Below are 18,577 nucleotides of genomic sequence, written 5' to 3'. Positions count from 1 at the left end.
CGTACCCGCCTTGCCTCGACGGGCACCCGGATCATCTGCGTGCGTCGTATCCTGCTCGGACACTCGCTGCCGAGCCCGTCCGGCCCAACGGCACCACCCCCCGCCCGTAACCACCGGAACAACGTGAGCTCGTCAGTTCGTTGAGCAACAATTGGCGCTTTGCATCACGGCTGAGTGACCTGTTTTGCTTCATCGCTCAACGACGCATTGCAAGACCTGCTGAAACCCCTTGACCGCACTAGCGACAGCCCCTCGCGGGGTGACGTGGCCGTTCGACTGGAGTTGCACGTGGCCGGGCGCATCGAAGATTACGCACTCATCGGAGACATGCAGACCGCCGCACTGGTCTGCCGGGACGGCACAGTCGACTGGCTGTGCCTGCCCCGCTTCGACTCGCACGCCATCTTCGCCGGCCTGCTGGGCACCGAGGAGCACGGCTTCTGGCGGCTCGGCCCCGCGTACGCCTCCGACCAGCAGCCCCCCACCGCCGCGCGGCGCAGCTACCGGGGCGACTCGCTGATCCTGGAGTCGGAGTGGGACACCCAGCGGGGCACGGTCCGGGTGACGGACTTCATGCCGCCGCGTGACGGCGCTCCGCAGCTGATCCGGATCGTGGAGGGCGTCTCGGGCCGGGTGCCGATGCGCTCGGCGCTGCGGATGCGGTTCTCCTACGGGCGGGTGGTGCCGTGGGTGCACAAGCACGAGGGGCGCACGGTGGCCGTCGCGGGTCCCGACTCCGTGTGGTTCGACACATCCGCGGAGACGTACGGCAAGTCGCTGACGACGTACGCGGACTTCACGGTCGCGCCGGGTGACCGGATCGCGTTCACGATCTCCTGGGAGCCCTCGCACAAGGAGCCGCCGCCGCTGCCCGAGCCGGAGCAGTCGCTGGAGGCGACGGAGGACTTCTGGCGCGAGTGGGTCGACCACTGTACGTATCACGGCCCGTACCGGGAGGCCGTGGTCCGCTCGCTGATCACGCTGAAGGCCCTGACGTACGGCCCGACCGGCGGCATCGTCGCCGCGCCGACCACCTCGCTGCCGGAGGACATCGGCGGCGTCCGCAACTGGGACTACCGCTACACCTGGCTGCGCGACGCGGCGATCACGCTGTCCTCGCTGCTGCGCACCGGCTACCGCGAGGAGGCCCGCGCCTGGCGCGAGTGGCTGCTGCGCGCGGTGGCCGGCGACCCGGAGAACCTGCAGATCATGTACGGCATCGCCGGCGAGCGCGAGCTGGGCGAGGCGGAGCTGGACTGGCTGCCGGGCTACGAGAACTCCGGCCCGGTCCGGGTCGGCAACGGCGCGGCCCATCAGCTCCAGCTGGACGTGTACGGCGAGGTCACCGAGGCCCTGCACCTGGCCCACATGACGGGCCTGGCGCGCAACGACTACGCCTCGCTGCTCCAGCTGAAGCTGATCCGGTACCTGGAGGACCACTGGCAGGAGCCGGACGAGGGCATCTGGGAGGTGCGCGGCCCGCGCCGCCACTTCGTGCACTCCAAGGTGATGGCCTGGGTCGCCGTCGACCGCACGATCAAGCTCATCGAGTCCGGCGACGCGGACGGCCCGCTGGAGCGCTGGCGGGAGCTGCGCGACGACATCCACCGGGACGTGTGCGAGAAGGGCTACGACAAGGAGCGCAACACCTTCACGCAGTCGTACGGCTCGAAGGAGCTGGACGCCTCCCTGCTGCTGATCCCGCAGATGGGCTTCCTTCCGCCGGACGACAAGCGCGTCATCGGCACGATCGAGGCGATCCAGCGTGAGCTGTCCACGTCGGACGGCTTCATCCTGCGCTACCCGACCACCAGCGGCGACGAGAACGTCGACGGTCTGCCCGGCGACGAGGGCGCGTTCCTGGCCTGCTCGTTCTGGATGGCCGACGATCTGGCGATGATCGGCCGCGTGGACGAGGCCCGCAAGCTGTTCGAGAAGCTGCTGTCCCTGCGCAACGACCTCGGTCTGCTGGCCGAGGAGTGGGACCCGCGCCTGCAGCGTCAGGTGGGCAACTTCCCGCAGGCGTTCAGCCATGTGCCGCTCATCGACACGGCTCTGCGTCTGACGGCTTCGGGCGCGTACGGCGGCTGAGCGGGGCGTCCCGCGGGGGTGTCACTGCGGCCTGAGGGCCGTGAGCGTGCGCTCCCCCGCGGGATCTGCGGCCGTGGCCGGGACCAGGGCGATCTCGTCGAGTCCGGCCTCGGCGTAGGCGGCGATGCGGGCGCGGACGGTGTCGGTGTCGCCGACGAGGGCGACCGTGCCGGCGGCCTCGGGCGGCAGGGCCCGCAGCAGGGTGTCCGGGTCGGCGCCCTTGGCGGCCAGCTCGACGACCTCGGCGAACCCCGCTTCGACGAACATGTCGCAGTAGCCCGGCACGGCGAGGTAGCCGACGACGCTGCGCAGGACCTGGGTGAGCGACTCCGGCTCCGGGTCCACGGCGGCGGGCAGCCAGGCGGCCAGCCGCGGCGGTGTACGGCCCGCCTTCTCGGCGGCCGCGAGCATCCGGGCCCGCAGCATGCGGACCTGCTCGGGCGAGACGAGGTCGAGCAGCATCCGGTCGGCGTGCGCCACGGCCGCCGCGACCGCCCGCTCCCCGAACGCGGCGACGGTGACCATGCCCCCGGGCGGCGGCAGCCGGCGGCGGAAACCGCTGCCGGGCACGATCGGCTCGCCGGGCGCACTGTGCATCAGCGCCTGCACGGCCGCCGCCGACTCCGCGAGGGCGGCGGCGGGCCGGGTGCGCGGCCGGCCGTGCACGCCCTCGACGACGCGCTTGCTGGAGGTCCCCAGGGCCACGCCGACGGGCCGGCCGGTGACGGCCGCGGTACAGGCGGCGCCCCGGACGATGGTGAGCGGGTCGCGCACCGACACCGGCACGGGTCCGGCGGTCAGCGCCACCTGCTCGGTGGCCGCACCGATCGCGGCCGCCAGGACGAACGAGTCCCACGTCGGTCCTTCGCCCGCCCACACCTCCCGGTACCCGAGCCGGTCGGCGAGCTCTGCGACCCGCAACGGCTCCTCGACCGGACTGTCGTCCTCCCGCCCCACCGCAACCACGCTCATGTCCATGACGGCGCCCGTACCCGGTCGATCACGCCGTAATCCGGGGAGATCCACGGCGGGATCCGGGCGGTGATCGTCCCGGTGCCCTTCCGGAGATGTCCGCACGGCACCCGCGCGGGTAGCGTCCGGCACATGGACAGCGCGACGGACAGCGGTTACGACACCCAGGGCGCCGGCATCACCGTGCAGCGGGCGCTGGAGCTGCCGGGGCTGCGCAGCGGGCTGCCCGAGGTGCTGGCGGGCGCGGAGCGGCTCGGGCGGACCGTGCGCTGGGTGCACGCCGGCGAGGTGCCGCACATCGCCTCCCTGCTCAAGGGTGGCGAACTGCTGCTGACCACGGGCTACGGTCTCGGCACCCGCCCCGCCGAGCAGCGGGCGTTCGTGCGCACCCTGGCCGAGCGCGGCATCGCGGCCCTGGTCGTGGAGCTCGGCCCGCGCTTCACCCGGCTGCCCGCGGCCCTCGTCGACACCGCACGCGCGGCCGGCCTGCCGCTCGTCCAACTGCACCGCGAGGTGCCGTTCGTCACGGTCACGGAGGAGGTCCACACCGAGATCGTCAACGGCCACTACGCCCTGCTCCAGCGGGCCGAGGAGGTGCACCGGCGGTGCACGCAGGCCGTGCTGGGCGGCGGCGGTGTGCCCCAAGTGCTCGGCATCCTGGCCGACTTCGCCGGGAACCCGGTGTTCCTGGAGACGGCGGACGGGCAGTTGCTGTACGCGGCAGGGGCCGGTCCCGAGGGCGCGGACCCGCTCCAGGTGTGGGAGGGGCTGCGCGGCCAGCACAAGGACGAGCCGCCGCTCGCGGGGTCGCTCCTGGTGGACGTGCCGGGCGGCGGGCCCGGCAGCGGGGGCGTCCGGGCGCGTCTGGCCCTGCTGCCCGTGCGGACTCCCCTGGCGCCGGTGCACCGGATGGCGGCGGAGCGGGCTGCGGGCATCCTGGCCGTGGTGCTGATGCAGGCCCGTCAGGAGGAGGAGCTGGCGGCACGTGGGCGCGGCGACTTCCTCACCGACCTCGCCGAGGGCCGGGTCACGGCCGAGGACGCCCCGGCGCAGGCGCGCGTACTGGGCTTCCGGCCGGGCGAGGGCCCGCTGCTGCCGGTGGTGATGCGGCTCGGGGACACCTTGTCCCCGGGCGGCGGCTGGGCCGTGCCGGCCCGGGCGATCTCGGAGGAGCTGGCGTCGGTGGGTGTGCCGGTGCTGCTCGGGGTGCGGCCGGTGGAAGGGCGGGTGCTGGTGCTGCTCGGGCTGCGTGCGGAGTCGGAGCGGGCGGCGGTCGCGGACCGGGTCGCGGCGGCCCTGCGGGCCGGTGTGAACCGGGCCGGGATGCCGCGGCCGGGCGGGCAGCCGCCCGTGGTGGTCGTGGGGATGGCCGGCGGCTGGACGGCGGCGGCCTCGGGCCTGCGGCACGCGGCGGAGACGGCCTCGGCGGCCCAGGGCCTGCCGGACCGGCCCTGGTACGACGCCCGCCGCCTCGACATCGACCTGCTGCTGTGGCGGCTGCGCGACCACCCGGACCTGGCGGCCTTCGTCGACCGTGCCCTCGGCCCGCTCCTGGAGCACGACCGCCGCTCCCGGCCGCCGCTGCTGCCCACGCTGGCGACCTACCTCGCCCACGCGGGGCGCAAGGCGGAGACGGCCCGGGAGCTCCACCTCAACCGGCAGACCCTGTACAACCGCCTGGGCCGCATCGGGGAGTTGCTGGGCACGGACCTCGACGACCCGCAGACGGTCCTGGCCCTGAGCCTGGCCCTGCGGGCCCGCAGACACGTGCCGTAGGAGCGGCCCGCGACGCCGGCATGATCCAAACGACAGGCCCTAGGTGAGGGGTCGGGGCTGGGTCAACTCGTCGTACACGCTGAGCACTTGGGCGACCGTCTCGTCCTCGGTCGGCCAGGTGGCCGCCTGCCGGGCGCCCTTGGCCGTCAGCGCCTCCCGGCGGTCCTGGTCGCCGAGCAGCCGTACGACGGAGTCGGCGAGGGCCTTCGCGTCCCCGTACGGGACGAGTTCGGCCGCGTCGCCGACGAGTTCGGGGATGCCGCCGACATCCGTCGCGACGAGCGGCACGCGCGCGTGGAGGGCTTCCTGGGCGAGGACGGAGCGCGCCTCCCAGCGGCTCGGCAGCAGGGCGAGGTCGGCGGCGGCGAGGAGGTCGGTGATGTCGTCGCGTCGTCCGATGAGCCGGACCGGCAGCCCCTCCTGCTCGATGCGCCCCTGGAGTTCACCGCGCAGCGGCCCCTCCCCGGCGATCACGACCAGGGGCACGGGATCGAGCCGGCGCCAGGCGCGCGCGGCGTCCAGCAGCACGTCGTATCCGCGGTGGCGGTCCAGGGAGCCGACGGCCATCAGCAACGGCCGTCCGATGGCGCCGAGTTCGGCGCGGACCTTGGGCCGCAGCCGGTCGGGATCGTCGGGTTCGAGGGGCCTGCGGGGGCCGGGCAGCGCGACGGCCGCGAGCCGTGCGTCCCGCGCGCCGGTGAGCCGTGCCCGGTCCACGAGCGCCGAGGTCGTCCCCAGCACCACGGTGGCCGCCTTCACGACCCTTCGCTCCAGCACCCGCAGCATGTGGGCCCGCGCACCGTCGGCGTGCGCCCGGTCGTGCCACGTCACGACCAGCGGAGTACTCACGCGCCGCCCGCTGAGAGCGAGCACGGTGCGAAACGAGGCGTGCAGCCCGTGCGCGTGCACGAGATCGGCATGGGCGCAGGCAGCCCGCAGGGCCGCCACGGACACCGGGTCGCTGCTGCGCGGCACGTGCACATGGTCGGCCCCGACACCACTGAAGTCATAGGCGCGATCGGCCTCATAGGGGGCGCACACCGTGACTTTCACGCCCCGCGCGACGAGCCCCGCGGCCAGCGAGCGCACATGCGCACTGCTGGCGGCGTTGCCTCCGCCCAGCACCTGCACGGTGCGCAGCGGCAACTGGCCATGCGGTGAGTGGCTGCTCACGGGGGTCACGTGGCCGGGCTCCTGGTTCGGGTCGGGCGGTCACGACGCGTACTCCGCCAAGGATGCCAGGACATACGGGGGTTCCGGGAACGCCCGAACTCCTGCGGCGCGACAACGGGGCGCGGCCTCGGGGGAATGCGCCGGGCCGGGTCACCCACACGAGTGAAATCGGGCGACCCGCCCGGCCTTGGCGCACCACTGCCGGGTACGCCGCTTCGGTCTAGCCGTCCGCCCGAGCCGCCGCGAGCAGCTCCTCCGCGTGCGCCCGGGCCGTCTCGGAGTCCTCCTGGCCGGCGAGCATGCGGGACAGCTCCCGGACCCGGTCCTCCCCTTCGAGGACCTTGACGCCGGAGCGGGTCACGGACCCGTCGTTGGTCTTCTCGACCAGCAGCTGCCGGTCGGCGAAGGCGGCCACCTGGGGCAGATGCGTCACGACCACGACCTGCGCGGTCTTCGCCAGTCGTGCGAGCCGCCGGCCGATCTCGACCGCCGCCTTGCCTCCGACCCCGGCGTCGACCTCGTCGAAGAGGTACGTCGGCACCGGGTCGGTCCCCGCGAACACGACCTCCACGGCCAGCATCACCCGCGACAGCTCACCGCCGGACGCGCCCTTGGCGATCGGCCGGGGCGGCGCGCCCGGGTGCGGGGCGAGCAGCAGCTCGACCTCGTCGGCGCCCGCGGGACCGTAGGCCACCGGGCGGCCGCCGACCTCGACGCCCTCCGGGTCCTCGGTCTGCCGGATGTCGAACGACACGCGCGCGTGCGGCATGGCGAGCGAGGCCAGCTCGGCAGTGACAGCCGCGGCGAACCGCTCGGCGGCCTCCGTCCGGGCGTCCGTCAACGCCTGCGCCAGCCCGCCCAGTTCGGACCGCAGGGCGTCCCGCTCGGCGGTCAGCTCCCCGATCCGCTCGTCGTCGCCGTCGAGTTCGGTCAGCCGGGCGGCACTCTGCTCGGCCCAGGCCAGCACGGTGGCGATGTCCTCGCCGTACTTGCGCGTCAGCCCGGTGAGCGCGGCCCGCCGCTCCTCGACGGCCGCCAGCCGCAGCGGATCGGCGTCCAGGTCGTCGGCGTACCCGGCCAGGTCGCCCGCCGCGTCGCGCAGCAGGATCCCGATCTCCCCGATGCGGTCGGCGAGCGCGGCCAGCGCCGGGTCGTGCGACCGTACGGCGTCCAGGGCCCGCTGTGCGCCCGCGACGAGCGTCCCGGCGTCGACGCCCTCCGGGTCCTCGGGGTTGTCCGCGAGAGCGGCGTGCGCGGCCGCCGCGGCCGATGCCAGCGCCTCGGCGTGCCCGAGCCGCTCGGCCTCCGCGGCCAGCTCCACGTCCTCACCGGCGCGGGGTTCGACGGCGGCGATCTCGTCGAGCCCGAAGCGCAGCAGGTCGGCCTCCTGGGCCCGTTCACGCGCCCGGGTGGTGATCTCGTCGAGCTCGGCGGAGACGGCCCGCAGCCGCTTGTACGCCTCGCCGTACTTGGCCAGCGGCCCGGCGACCGCGTCGCCCGCGTACCGGTCGAGCGCCTGCCGCTGCCGGGACAGCTTGAGCAGCCCCTGCTGGTCGGTCTGCCCGTGCACGGCCACCAGCTCGTCGGCGAGCTCGGCCAGCACCCCCACGGGCACGCTGCGCCCGCCCAGGTGCGCCCGCGAGCGCCCCTCGGCGGAAACGGTACGGCTGATCAGCAGGGCCCCGTCGTCGAGCTCGGCCCCGGCCTCCTCGGCGCGTACCGCGGCCGTGGCATCCCGGGGGACGGTGATCCGCCCCTCCACGACGGCCTTGCCGGCCCCGATCCGCACGAGCGCCGGGTCGGCCCGCCCGCCCAGCAGCAACCCCAGGCTGGTGACCACCATGGTCTTGCCCGCACCCGTCTCACCGGTGACCGCGGTGAACCCGGGCGACAGCTCGACGACGGCATCGTCGATCACGCCCAGCGACCGTATCCGCATCTCCTCCAACACGGACACGACCTTACGAGGTCCGGGCCACGAAGTGCGACCGGCCCACCCCTGTCACCCACGCGAGTGGTGGCGCCCATCGGGGGCGCGGGGCTGTATCGATGTGCGGCTCCGCCGCGCGGGCGCGACCAGCCACAGGAGCCCCGCACCCGCCGACGACGAGCAGCCACCCTAATGAGGGGCGCCCCGCCACCCCGAAACCGGCAGCGCGAACTTGGCCACCAGCCGGTCCGTGAAGGACGCATGGTGCAGCCGGGCCAGCCGAACCGGCACGGCACCCCGCCGCACCTCCACCCTCGCCCCCGGCGGCAACTCCACGGTCCGCCGCCCGTCACACCACAGCACGCCCGGCGGAATGTGGGGCAGAACCTCCACAGCCAACACAGAATCCGGCGATGTCACCAACGGCTTCGCGAACAACGCGTGCGCGGAGATCGGCACCATCAGCAGCGCCTCGACCTCCGGCCACACCACCGGCCCGCCTGCCGAGAAGGCGTACGCCGTCGACCCCGTGGGCGTCGCGCACACGATCCCGTCACAGCCGAACCCCGTCACCGGCCGCCCGTCGATCTCCAGGACGACCTCCAGCATCCGCTCGGCGGACACCTTCTGCACGGCCGCCTCGTTCAGCGCCCAGTCCGTGTGCACGATGTCCCCGTTGCGGTGCACCACGACGTCGACGGTCATCCGCTCCTCGACCTCGTACGCCTTGGTCACCACCCGGTCGACAACCTTGTCGAGGTCGTCCCGCTCGGCCTCCGCGAGGAACCCGACGCGCCCGAGGTTGACGCCGAGCATCGGCACACCCGACGCCCGCGCGAACTCGGCGCCGCGCAGCAGCGTGCCGTCGCCGCCCAGCACGATGAGCAGCTCACACCCGTCGAGGCACTGCGGAGTGGCCTCCTTGACCAGCTCCACCTCCGCCGGCAGCGGCAGGTCGCGGGCCTCGGCCTCCAGGACGCGCACGCCCAGACCGGAGCGCAGCAGCCCCTTCACCACGAGCTCGGCACTGCGCACGGCCGCGGGCCGCCCGGTGTGGGCGAGCAGGAAAACAGTACGAGCTCGGTTCTCGGTCAACGCGGCCCCTCCGCCACTGCACGGTCTGCTTCGGCCGGGTCCAGTTCCGGTGCCCCGGACCGCAGCCACAGAAAGTATTCGACATTCCCCGACGGCCCGGGCAGCGGACTGGCCGTCACGCCCTTCACCCCGAGCCCCAGCCCCCAGGCCTTCTCGGCCACCCCCCGTACCGCCTCGGCCCGCAGCTGGGTGCTGCGCACCACTCCCCCGCTGCCCAGCCGCTCCTTCCCCACCTCGAACTGCGGCTTGACCATCATCACCAGGTCGGCGTCCGGCTTCACGCACCGCACCAGAGCGGGCAGGACCAGCCCGAGCGGGATGAAGGACAGATCCCCCACGACAAGATCCACTGACTCCCCATCGATCGCTTCAAGCGTCAACTCGCGTACGTTCGTACGGTCCTTGACGGTGACGCGTTCATCCTTCTGGAGGGACCACGCGAGTTGTCCGTATCCGACGTCCACGGCGACGACATGGGCGGCGCCCGCCCGCAGCAGGACGTCGGTGAAACCGCCGGTGGACGCGCCCGCGTCGAGCGCCCTGCGCCCCTCGACGGCCAGCCCCTGCGGACCGAACACCGCGAGCGCCCCGGCCAGCTTGTGGCCGCCGCGCGAGACGTAGTCGGGGTCGCTGTCGTCCTGGGCCACCACGATCGCGGCCGCGGTCTCCACCTGCGTGGCGGGTTTGGTCGCGACGGTCTTGCCGACGGAGACCCGCCCTGCGGCGATCAGCTGCGCGGCATGCTCGCGCGAGCGCGCGAGCTTGCGGCGGACCAGCTCCGCGTCCAGACGGCGGCGTGCGACTCCTGCCACGTTCGGTTCAGCTCCTAGGTCCGTACGGCGATCAAAGGGGGCGACCCGAAGGGTCTCATTGAGGGGTGGTGGTCGGGTGACGGGCGGGAGCCGGAGGTCCCGGGCGGGCGTCGAGCGCGGTGAGCGCGTCGCGCAGCCCCCGGTGTACATCCTCGTACACCTCGACATGCCCGTCCGTGGCGAGGTGGTCCGCGTCGCCGAGGCGGCCCAGGGCCGCGTCCACACCGGCGTCGCCGGTGGGCGTGCGGGGCACGTTCAGGGGGGCGGGAGCGGCGGGGTCGTACGCCGGCTCTTCCTCCGCCGCCGGCGGGGTCTCGGGAACTGCGTCGTCCATGCCCCGACGCTACCGCGAACCGCTGCGGTACCGTCGACCGCGATGGCCACGATCGAGGAGTGCCGCAGCGCACTCGACAAGCTCTCGGACAGCATGCAGCGCGCCGAAGGGGACGTCCGCGCGGCCGCGGCCCTGGACCGCTCGGTGAGCTGCCACATCACGGACCTGGACGTCACCTTCGTCGGCCGGATGCGCGGCGGGCGGATCGAGGTGCACGACACCGTGCAGGGACCGCCGCCCGGCAAGGCGGAGATCAGACTCGCCATGACCGGCGACGACCTGGTCGCACTGGTCGGCGGCGAGCTGAACTTCGCCAAGGCCTGGGGCTCCGGCCGGGTGAAGCTGAACGCGGGTGTGCGGGACCTGCTCCAGCTCAGGAAGCTTCTGTAGCCGCGACCTTCCCGCCCGCGTTCTCGAGGCGGGCCTTGCGCGCCGCCGGCACGACCAGCGGCGTGCCCGTCTCCGGGTCGTCGATGACCTGGCAGCGCAGCCCGAAGACCTCCTCGACGAGTCCGGCCGTGACGATGTCCTTCGGCGCACCCTCGGCGATGACCCGGCCCTCGCGCAGGGCGATGAGATGGGTGGCGTAGCGGGCGGCGTGGTTCAGGTCGTGCAGCACGGCGACGAGCGTGCGCCCCTGTTCCTCGTGCAGCTCCGCGCACAGGTCCAGGACGTCGATCTGGTGCTGGATGTCCAGGAATGTCGTCGGCTCGTCGAGGAGGAGCAGCGGCGTCTGCTGGGCGAGCGCCATGGCGATCCACACGCGCTGGCGCTGGCCGCCCGAGAGCTCGTCGACGTAGCGGTCGCCGAGTTCGGCGACGCCCGTCTGCCGCATGGACTCCTGGACGATCCGCTCGTCCTCGGCCGACCACTGGCGCAGGATGCCCTGGTGCGGGTAGCGGCCGCGGCCGACCAGGTCGGCGACCGTGATGCCGTCGGGCGCGATGGACGACTGGGGCAGCAGGCCGAGGGTCCGCGCGACCTTCTTCGCGGGCATCGACTGGATGACGTGCCCGTCGAGCAGCACCCGGCCCTCGCTCGGCTTGAGCATCCGCGAAAGCGCCCGCAGCAGTGTCGACTTGCCGCACGCGTTGGGGCCCACGATCACGGTGAAGGAGTTGTCGGGTATCTCCACCGACAACTGCTGCGCGATGACCCGCTGGTCGTAGGCGAGGGTGACGTTCTCGGCGGACAGGCGGTTCACGGTGCTCCCTTGATTGTTCAGTCCGCTGCTGGTGCTCTTCTGTGCACCGGTGCTCATATCCGGCCCGCCCTGCGCTCGCTGACCAGCAGCCACAGCAGGTAGACCCCGCCGAGCACGCCGGTGACCACGCCCACGGGCAGCTGCTCGGCGCCGAACGCCCGCTGCGAGACCCAGTCGGCGACGACCAGGAGGGCGGCGCCCATGCACAGCGAGGGCAGCAGGTTCGGCCCGGGCGAGCGGGTCAGGCGCCGGGCCAGCTGCGGTGCGGTGAGGGCGACGAAGCTGACGGGGCCGGCCGCGGCGGTGGCGGACGCGGTGAGCAGCACCGCCGCCACCATGAGCAGCAGCCGTACGCGCTCGACCCGCACCCCGAGGGCGTACGACACGTCGTCGCCCATCTCCATCATCCGCAGCCCGCGCGCGTTGACGAGGATGAGCGGCACCAGCACGGCGGTCAGCGCGAGCAGCGGCCACACCTGGTCCCAGTCCCGCCCGTCGAGGGACCCGGTCATCCACACGACCGCACGGGCCGCGTCCACGATGTCGGACTTGGTGAGCAGATAGCCGTTGACCGCCGTGACGATCGCGGAGACGCCGATACCGACCAGGACCAGCCGGTAGCCGTGCACACCCCGCTTCCAGGCGAGCACGTAGATGGCGAGCCCGGTCACCAGCCCGCCCACCAGCGCCCCGACGGCGACCTGGTTGGCGGTGCCGGAGGTCAGCACGATCACCACGAGCGCGCCGGCCGTCGCCCCCTGCCCGAGGCCCAGCACGTCCGGACTGCCCAGCGGGTTGCGGGAGATGGCCTGGAACAGCGCGCCGCCGAGTCCGAGCGAGGCGCCGACCAGCAGCCCGACCAGGACCCGCGGCAGCCTCAACTCGTTGACGATGAACTCCTGGCCCGGGTTGCCGTCGCCGGCCAGCGTCCGCAGCACGTCGGCGGCCGGGATAGGGAAGTCGCCGGTGCCGATGAGGACGACACTCGCCGCGAGCGCCGCGACGAGCAGCAGGAGCACTACGGTGACGGCCCGCACGTCCAGGCGTATCGAGAGCCCGCCCGGGGTCCGCACGGCACGGTTGGTGGTCTTCACAGCTGCGCCGTCCTCCGCCGTCGTACGAGAAAGATGAACACCGGACCGCCGAGGATCGCGGTGACGATGCCCACCTGGAGTTCCGAGGGCCGGGCCACGATCCGGCCGATGACATCGGCGCCGAGCAGCAGCACGGGCGACAGGATCGCCGCGTACGGCAGGATCCAGCGCAGGTCGGGCCCGGTGAAGGAACGCACGACGTGCGGCACCATCAGCCCGACGAACACGATCGGCCCACAGGCGGCGGTCGCGGCCCCGCACAGCACGGTCGCGGCCAGCATGGACAGCGCCCGGGTGCGGTTGAGGTTTGCGCCGAGGGCCTTGGCGGTGTCGTCGCCCATGGCCATCGCGTTGAGCGGCCGGGCCAGGGCGAGCGCGAGGACCGTACCGGTCAGCAGGAACGGCAGGACCTGCGTGATGGTCGAGTCGGTCGCAGAGGACAGCGAACCGACCGTCCAGAAGCGCATCTTGCCGAGCGCCGCCTCGTCCATGATCATCACGGCCTGGAGGTAGCCGTACAGCGCGGCACTGATCGCCGTACCGGCCAGCGCGAGCCGCACCGGGGTCGCGCCCCGGCTGCCGCCGAGGAACCAGACCAGCGCCCCGACCGCGGCCGCGCCGAAGAACGCGAACCAGACGTAGCCGCTGAGCGAGGTGACCCCGAAGTACGTGATGGCCGTGACGACCGCGGCGGACGCACCCGCGTTGATGCCGAGCAGTCCCGGGTCGGCCAGCGGATTGCGCGTGAGGGCCTGCAGGACCGCCCCGGCCAGGCCTAGAGCGGCGCCGGCGAGCAGGCCGAGCAGGGTCCGCGACAGCCGCTCCGCGACGACGACGTCCCCGTAGGTCCCCGAGTCCTCGAACAAGCCGTGCCAGACCTGTCCGAGGGACAGCTCTTTCGCTCCGATCGCGATACTCGCCAGCGCGACGAGCACCAGGATCGCCACGGACAGAAGCAGCCCGAAGGCTCGCACCGCCCGTCGGCTCGGGGGCGCGGGGGTGATCTCCGCGCGCTGTTCGGGGGGACTCTCGACCAACACGCAGTTAGGTTAGCCTACCCTCGCATTCGAGCAAGATTCGGATGCCCGGCGCCGCCGCGAGGTGCCCGGCTGCGTGACGGGCACTGACGGGAGCTCAGAGACCCAGCCGTGCCAGCGCCTTCCCCCCGTCCAGCTCGCACACGCCCTCACCGGCGGTGGTCCACGCCACGGCGCACAGCGCGCGCAGCCCGTCCAGCGCCTCGCCGTCGCCCTCCAGCTCCAGCCGGTCGGCACCGGCCGTCGCCGTCCAGCCTCCGCACCGGAACCCGCCCTCGCCCGCGGCGACGACCTCCGGCTGACCGCCGAGCATCCCGCGCAGATCGGCGTCCACGAACGTCGGCCGGTGCTGCGGCGGCGCGGCCAGCAACTGGGCGCCGTCGGTGACACCGGTGAGGACGAGCAGCGAGTCGACCTCCCCGTTGAACGCGCCCTCGATGTCCGTGTCCAGCCGGTCCCCGACCACCAGCGGCCGCTTGGCGCCGGTGCGCAGGATGGTCTCCCGGTGCATCGGGGGCAGCGGCTTGCCGGCGACCTGCGGTTCGGCACCCGTGGCGATCCGGACGACCTCCACCGCGGCTCCGTTGCCCGGCGCGATCCCGCGCCCGCTCGGAATCGTCAGGTCGGTGTTGGACGCGAACCACGGCACGCCCCGCGCCACCGCGTAGGAAGCCTCGGCGAACCGGCCCCACGGCAGATCGGGCCCGCCGAACCCCTGCACCACCGCCGCCGGATCGTCGTCCGCCGACTCCACGGGCACCAGCCCGCGTTCGCGCAGCGCGACCCGCAGCCCCTCACCGCCGATCACCAGCACCCGGGCGCCCTGCGGCACCTGCTCGCTGATCAGCCGCGCGACCGCCTGCGCCGAGGTGATCACATCGTCCGCACCCGTCGGTATCCCCAGCTCCGTCAGATGCCCGGCCACGGTGTCCGGGGTCCGCAGCGCGTTGTTCGTCACGTACGCCAGGTGCATACCGCCCTCCCGGGCCCGGGCCAGCGACTCGACCGCGTGCGCGATCGCGCTCCCGCCCGCGTACACGACACCGTCCAGATCGAGCAGAGCCGTGTCGTACGCCTCGCTCAGGGCCTGCCCACTGGCCTCGGGCCTCGTCCTGACGCTCCGGCTCATCCCGCATCGCTCCTCGTTCGACGGCTTTCCCCCGATCATCCCCCATGCCACCGACAGCCGTACGATGCCGGGATGAACACAGCAGGTCACTCGGAGGCAACGACGCACCGAGGCCTGGAACTCACCCCGTTCCGAGGCCTTCGTTACGACCCCGACCGGGTCGGCAGCCTTGCCGCCGTCACATCTCCGCCGTACGACGTCGTGGTGCGCCCCGACGGCCTGCACCACCTCGAATCCTCCGACCCGTACAACATCGTCCGCCTGATCCTGCCCCAGGCCGCCACGCCCAGCGCCCGCAACGAACGGGCCGCCGACACCCTGCGCCGCTGGCTGTCCGAGGGCATCCTGACCACCGACCCGGAGCCCGGCCTCTACGTCTACGAGCAGCAGGACGGCAACGGCATGCTGCAACGCGGCATCATCGGCGCCCTGCGGGTGTCGGACCCCGCCGAGCAGGTGGTGCTGCCGCACGAGGACGTCATGCCGCACATCGTCGCCGACCGCGCGGCCCTCATGCGCGCCACCTCGGCCAACCTCGAACCCCTCCTGCTCACCTACCGCGGCAACGGCACGACGACCGCCACCGCGGACCTGATCGAGCGCACCGCCGACCGGCCTCCGCTCCTCGCCACGACCACGGAGGACGGCTTCCGCCACCGCCTGTGGTCGGTCACCGCCCCCGACGACCTGGCCACGATCCAGACCGACCTCGGCCGGCACCAGGCCCTCATCGCCGACGGCCACCACCGCTGGGCGACCTACCGTCGCCTCCGCACGGAGCACCCCTCCCCCAGCCCGTGGGACCACGGCCTGGTCCTCCTCGTCGACACGGCCCGCTACCCCCTCCGGGTCCGCGCCATCCACCGCCTCCTGCACGACCTGCCGGTCGGCGATGCCGTGGCCGCCCTGGACGGCCACTTCCGCGTGCGCCGCCTCGAAGTCCCGCTGTCCGAGGCGCTGGGCACACTGGCCGACGCGGCCTGCGCCGGCAACGCGTTCCTGCTGGCCGGCGACGGCGCCTTCCACCTCGTCGACCACCCGGACCCGGACCTGCTGGCCCGGACGGTCCCCGCCGACCGCCCCGCAGCCTGGCGCACCCTGGACGCGACGGTCCTGCACGCCACGCTCCTCGAGCACGTCTGGCGCATCTCCGAGGACTCCCCCGCCCACATCGCGTACATCCACGACACGGCCGCGACGGTCGAGAAGGCCGAACGCGACGGCGGTACGGCCGTACTGATGCACCCGGTCCGCGAGGAGGTCGTCCGCGACCTGGCCCGCCAGGGCGTGACGATGCCCCGCAAGTCGACGTCGTTCGGCCCGAAACCGGCCACGGGTCTGGTGCTGCGGGCGCTGGACCTCTGACAGCACCGGCAGTGCCGACACGAAGAAGGGGCGGGACCCCGAGGCCTCACGGCCGGGATCCCGCCCCTTCTCCTATGGACGTCAGTCCTTGTCGTTCTCGTCCTCGACCTCGGCCTCGTCCTCGTCCTCGTCCGCGACCTCGTCCGCCTTCGGCGTGGACGGAGTCGGGGCCTCGCCGTCCTCGTCCTCGACCTCGACGAGGGCGTCCATGAACTCCACGCCGTCGAGCTCGGCGAGCCGGTCCGAGGCGTCGGTGCTGCCGTCGCGGTCGGCCTCGACGGCCTTCGCGAACCACTCCCGCGCCTCGCTCTCCCGCCCGGCGGCGAGCAGCGCGTCGGCGTAGGCGTACCGCAGACGCGCGGTCCACGGCTGCACCGAGTTGGAGGCCAGCTCCGGGCTCTGCAGCGTCACGATGGCCGCGTCCAGCTGCCCCAAGTCCCGCCGAGCGCCGGCCGCGACGAGCCGCATCTCGACCTGCCCGGCCTTGTCGAGCTTGTGCACCTCGGGCGCCCCGGCCATGTCCAGCGCCTTCTCCGGCCGCCCGAGCCCGCGCTCGCAGTCGGCCATGACCGGCCACAGGTCGATGTTGCCGGTCATCCGCTTGGCAGCCCGGAACTCGGCCAGCGCCTCGCCGTACTTCTGGCTGGCGTACGCGGCGAACCCTGCGGCCTCCCGTACGGCGGCGACACGCGACGCCAGTCGCAGCGCCACCCTGGAGTAGCCGTACGCGCCCTCGGGGTCCTCGTCGAGGAGCCGCGCGACCATCACCAGGTTCCTGGCGACGTCGTCCGCGAGCGTCTTGGGCAGGCTCAGCAGCTCCTGCCGTACGTCCTTGTCGATCTCGTCGCCCGTGACGTCCTCGGGGATCGGCAGCCGCTTGATCGGCTCCCTGTCCCGCTCCCGCTCCTCGCGGAAACGGCCGGGGCCACGCCGGTCGTCCCGGCCGCGGAAGCCGCCGCGGTCGCCGTCACGCCGATCGCCGTCACGCCGGTAGCCGCGGTCGCCCCGGTCGTCCCTGCGGGGACCGCGTCCACCACGGTCGTCACGGCCACGGAAGCCGCCGCGGTCGCCGCGCTCACCACGGTCGCCTCGGTCGCCTCGGTTGTCGTCACGCCGGAACTCACCACGGTCGCTGCGGGGGCCGTCCTCGCGGCGGAAGCCGGGACGCCCGCCGCGACCGGCGTCGTCGCGCCGGAAACCGCCACGCTCCCCACGGTCGTCACCACGGCGGTCGTCACGCCTGTCGTCACGCCTGTCGTCACGGCGGTCGTCACGGCCCCGGAAACCACCGCGGTCGTCACGCCGGAAGCCGCGGTCACCGTCCCTGGACCGGTCGCGATCGTCGCTGCGGGAGCCGCGGTCCCGGTCGTCACCACGGAAGCCACGGTCACGGTTGTCGTCGCGACGGAAACCGCCACGGTCGTCGCGGCGGGGGAACCCACCCCGGTCGCCTTCGCGCCGTTCACCACGACGGTCATCACGCCGGTCGTCACGCCTGTCGTCCCGACGGTCATCGCGCCGGAAGGCAGGGCGCTCGCCTCGGTCGTCACGCCGAGGAGCGGGACGGTCACCTCGGTCGTCCCGACGGAAGGCGGGACGGTCGCCTCGGTCGTCACGCCTAGGGGCGGGACGGTCGCCTCGATCGTCCCGACGGAAACCGCCGCGGTCGCGATCATCCCTGCGCGGTCCGCGATCACGGTCGTCACGCCGGCCGTAGCCACCACCACGGTTGTCATCGCGACGGAAACCACCACGGTCCCGGTCGTCGCGACGCTCGCCACGGTCGTCCCGGTCGTCACGCCGAGGGGCTGGACGGTCGCCTCGGTCGTCACGCCGGAACCCACCGCGGTCGCGATCATCCCTGCGCGGTCCACGGTCACGGTCGTCACGCCGGCCGAAGCCACCACCACGATTGTCATCGCGACGGAAACCACCACGCTCTCCGCGGTCGGGGCGATCGCCGCGATCGCCGCGGTCGCCTTCACGACGGACGTAGCCCCCACGGTCGTTGCCGCCACGGTCGTTGTCGCGGCGGAAGCCTCCACGGTCTCCGCGGCCCCCGCGCTGACCGCCGCGGTCGTTCCGGTCGCTCCGGTCCCCTTCCCGTCGCCGCTGGTCGCGCTCCGGTCGGTCCTCGGGGGAGTTGGTGGACATGGTGACTCCTGTCTTAGGTACCGCAGTCATTCTCGCGCAGCCGAGTGTCCGGCGCGCAGTGCAAAAACAAAAAGGACCCCTGGTCCCAGCTGAACGCTGGGACCAGGGGTCCTTTCCAAAGATTGTTCGGCGGCGTCCTACTCTCCCACAGGGTCCCCCCTGCAGTACCATCGGCGCTGTAAGGCTTAGCTTCCGGGTTCGAAATGTAACCGGGCGTTTCCCCTACGCTATAACCACCGAAACCCTAATGGTTTCGAGCGAACAAGCACACTCTTCAATTGTGTGTTCAGCTCAAAGCCGACAACTGTTCGTTGTCTCAGAACTAACACAGTGGACGCGAGCAACTGAGGACAAGCCCTCGGCCTATTAGTACCGGTCAACTCCACACGTTACCGTGCTTCCATATCCGGC

General features: G+C 72.9%; 16 protein-coding genes and 1 rRNA gene. 4 read left to right on the top strand and 13 right to left on the bottom strand.

Annotated features, from left to right (window positions below):
* Nucleotides 1-288 precede the first annotated feature (288 nt).
* Nucleotides 289-2,091 (top strand): glycoside hydrolase family 15 protein, encoded by a 1,803-nt coding sequence (locus tag AB0G20_RS38490; protein ID WP_248507673.1) that lies wholly within the window; start codon nt 289-291, stop codon nt 2,089-2,091.
* A gap of 21 nt (nt 2,092-2,112) precedes the next feature.
* Here AB0G20_RS38490 and AB0G20_RS38485 read toward each other — a convergent pair whose 3' ends face one another.
* Nucleotides 2,113-3,069, bottom strand: a complete 957-nt coding sequence (locus AB0G20_RS38485) for an LLM class F420-dependent oxidoreductase (RefSeq protein ID WP_361311266.1) — start codon at nt 3,067-3,069, stop codon at nt 2,113-2,115.
* Nucleotides 3,070-3,195: 126 nt separating this feature from the next.
* On the opposite strand from AB0G20_RS38485, the gene AB0G20_RS38480 reads away from it, so the two are divergent.
* Nucleotides 3,196-4,839, top strand: coding sequence for a PucR family transcriptional regulator (locus AB0G20_RS38480; RefSeq protein WP_361311263.1), 1,644 nt, complete (start codon nt 3,196-3,198; stop codon nt 4,837-4,839).
* A 39-nt stretch (nt 4,840-4,878) separates the two neighbouring features.
* On the opposite strand, the gene AB0G20_RS38475 is transcribed toward AB0G20_RS38480, so the two are convergent.
* The 5 genes from AB0G20_RS38475 to AB0G20_RS38455 form a co-directional block, all read right to left on the bottom strand.
* Nucleotides 4,879-6,021: a glycosyltransferase family 4 protein gene (locus tag AB0G20_RS38475; RefSeq protein ID WP_361311260.1), complete on the bottom strand. Its 1,143-nt coding sequence runs from the start codon at nt 6,019-6,021 to the stop codon at nt 4,879-4,881.
* A 211-nt stretch (nt 6,022-6,232) separates the two neighbouring features.
* Complete coding sequence (gene recN, locus AB0G20_RS38470) at nt 6,233-7,951, bottom strand: DNA repair protein RecN (RefSeq protein ID WP_361311356.1); 1,719 nt, start codon at nt 7,949-7,951, stop codon at nt 6,233-6,235.
* Nucleotides 7,952-8,131: 180 nt separating this feature from the next.
* Complete coding sequence (locus AB0G20_RS38465; protein ID WP_329329676.1) at nt 8,132-9,037, bottom strand: NAD kinase; 906 nt, start codon at nt 9,035-9,037, stop codon at nt 8,132-8,134.
* Nucleotides 9,034-9,849, bottom strand: coding sequence for a TlyA family RNA methyltransferase (locus AB0G20_RS38460; RefSeq protein ID WP_361311257.1), 816 nt, complete (start codon nt 9,847-9,849; stop codon nt 9,034-9,036). The genes AB0G20_RS38465 and AB0G20_RS38460 overlap by 4 nt, the downstream gene beginning before the upstream one ends.
* 55 nt (nt 9,850-9,904) lie before the next feature.
* Nucleotides 9,905-10,183 carry a hypothetical protein gene (locus AB0G20_RS38455; protein ID WP_361311254.1) on the bottom strand — a complete coding sequence of 93 codons (279 nt, stop codon included), beginning with the start codon at nt 10,181-10,183 and terminating at the stop codon, nt 9,905-9,907.
* A gap of 42 nt (nt 10,184-10,225) precedes the next feature.
* On the opposite strand from AB0G20_RS38455, the gene AB0G20_RS38450 reads away from it, so the two are divergent.
* Nucleotides 10,226-10,573, top strand: coding sequence for an SCP2 sterol-binding domain-containing protein (locus AB0G20_RS38450; RefSeq protein WP_361311252.1), 348 nt, complete (start codon nt 10,226-10,228; stop codon nt 10,571-10,573).
* Here the strand turns inward: AB0G20_RS38450 and AB0G20_RS38445 are convergent.
* The 4 genes from AB0G20_RS38445 to AB0G20_RS38430 all read right to left on the bottom strand — a co-directional run bounded on the left by AB0G20_RS38445 (nt 10,557) and on the right by AB0G20_RS38430 (nt 14,647).
* Nucleotides 10,557-11,444, bottom strand: a complete 888-nt coding sequence (locus AB0G20_RS38445) for an ABC transporter ATP-binding protein (protein WP_361311250.1) — start codon at nt 11,442-11,444, stop codon at nt 10,557-10,559. The two genes, AB0G20_RS38450 and AB0G20_RS38445, sit on opposite strands and share 17 nt — an antisense overlap.
* On the bottom strand, nt 11,441-12,481 hold the full coding sequence (locus AB0G20_RS38440; protein WP_361311247.1) for an iron chelate uptake ABC transporter family permease subunit: 1,041 nt from the start codon (nt 12,479-12,481) through the stop codon (nt 11,441-11,443). The genes AB0G20_RS38445 and AB0G20_RS38440 overlap by 4 nt, the downstream gene beginning before the upstream one ends.
* A complete protein-coding gene (locus tag AB0G20_RS38435) occupies nt 12,478-13,521 on the bottom strand; it encodes an iron chelate uptake ABC transporter family permease subunit (RefSeq protein ID WP_361311244.1) in 1,044 nt (347 codons plus the stop codon). Before AB0G20_RS38435 ends, AB0G20_RS38440 begins: the two co-directional genes overlap by 4 nt.
* Nucleotides 13,522-13,615: 94 nt before the next feature.
* The gene (locus AB0G20_RS38430) at nt 13,616-14,647 is read right to left on the bottom strand and encodes an HAD hydrolase-like protein (RefSeq protein ID WP_361311241.1); all 1,032 of its coding nucleotides are present in this window, start codon (nt 14,645-14,647) and stop codon (nt 13,616-13,618) included.
* 72 nt (nt 14,648-14,719) lie between these two features.
* On the opposite strand from AB0G20_RS38430, the gene AB0G20_RS38425 reads away from it, so the two are divergent.
* Entirely contained in the window at nt 14,720-16,012 is a 1,293-nt protein-coding gene (locus AB0G20_RS38425) for a DUF1015 domain-containing protein (protein WP_361311238.1), read from the top strand.
* 81 nt (nt 16,013-16,093) lie between these two features.
* Here AB0G20_RS38425 and AB0G20_RS38420 read toward each other — a convergent pair whose 3' ends face one another.
* From AB0G20_RS38420 to rrf, 3 genes are all read right to left on the bottom strand, one after another.
* The gene (locus AB0G20_RS38420; RefSeq protein WP_361311353.1) at nt 16,094-16,885 is read right to left on the bottom strand and encodes a hypothetical protein; all 792 of its coding nucleotides are present in this window, start codon (nt 16,883-16,885) and stop codon (nt 16,094-16,096) included.
* Nucleotides 16,822-18,057: a hypothetical protein gene (locus tag AB0G20_RS38415; protein ID WP_361311351.1), complete on the bottom strand. Its 1,236-nt coding sequence runs from the start codon at nt 18,055-18,057 to the stop codon at nt 16,822-16,824. The genes AB0G20_RS38420 and AB0G20_RS38415 overlap by 64 nt, the downstream gene beginning before the upstream one ends.
* A 233-nt stretch (nt 18,058-18,290) precedes the next feature.
* Nucleotides 18,291-18,407 (bottom strand): 5S ribosomal RNA (rrf, locus tag AB0G20_RS38410).
* Nucleotides 18,408-18,577 lie beyond the last annotated feature (170 nt).

This window comes from Streptomyces sp. NPDC024017, assembly GCF_040638895.1.
Taxonomy (GTDB): domain Bacteria; phylum Actinomycetota; class Actinomycetes; order Streptomycetales; family Streptomycetaceae; genus Streptomyces.
This window is presented reverse-complemented; position numbering and strand designations above follow the sequence as displayed.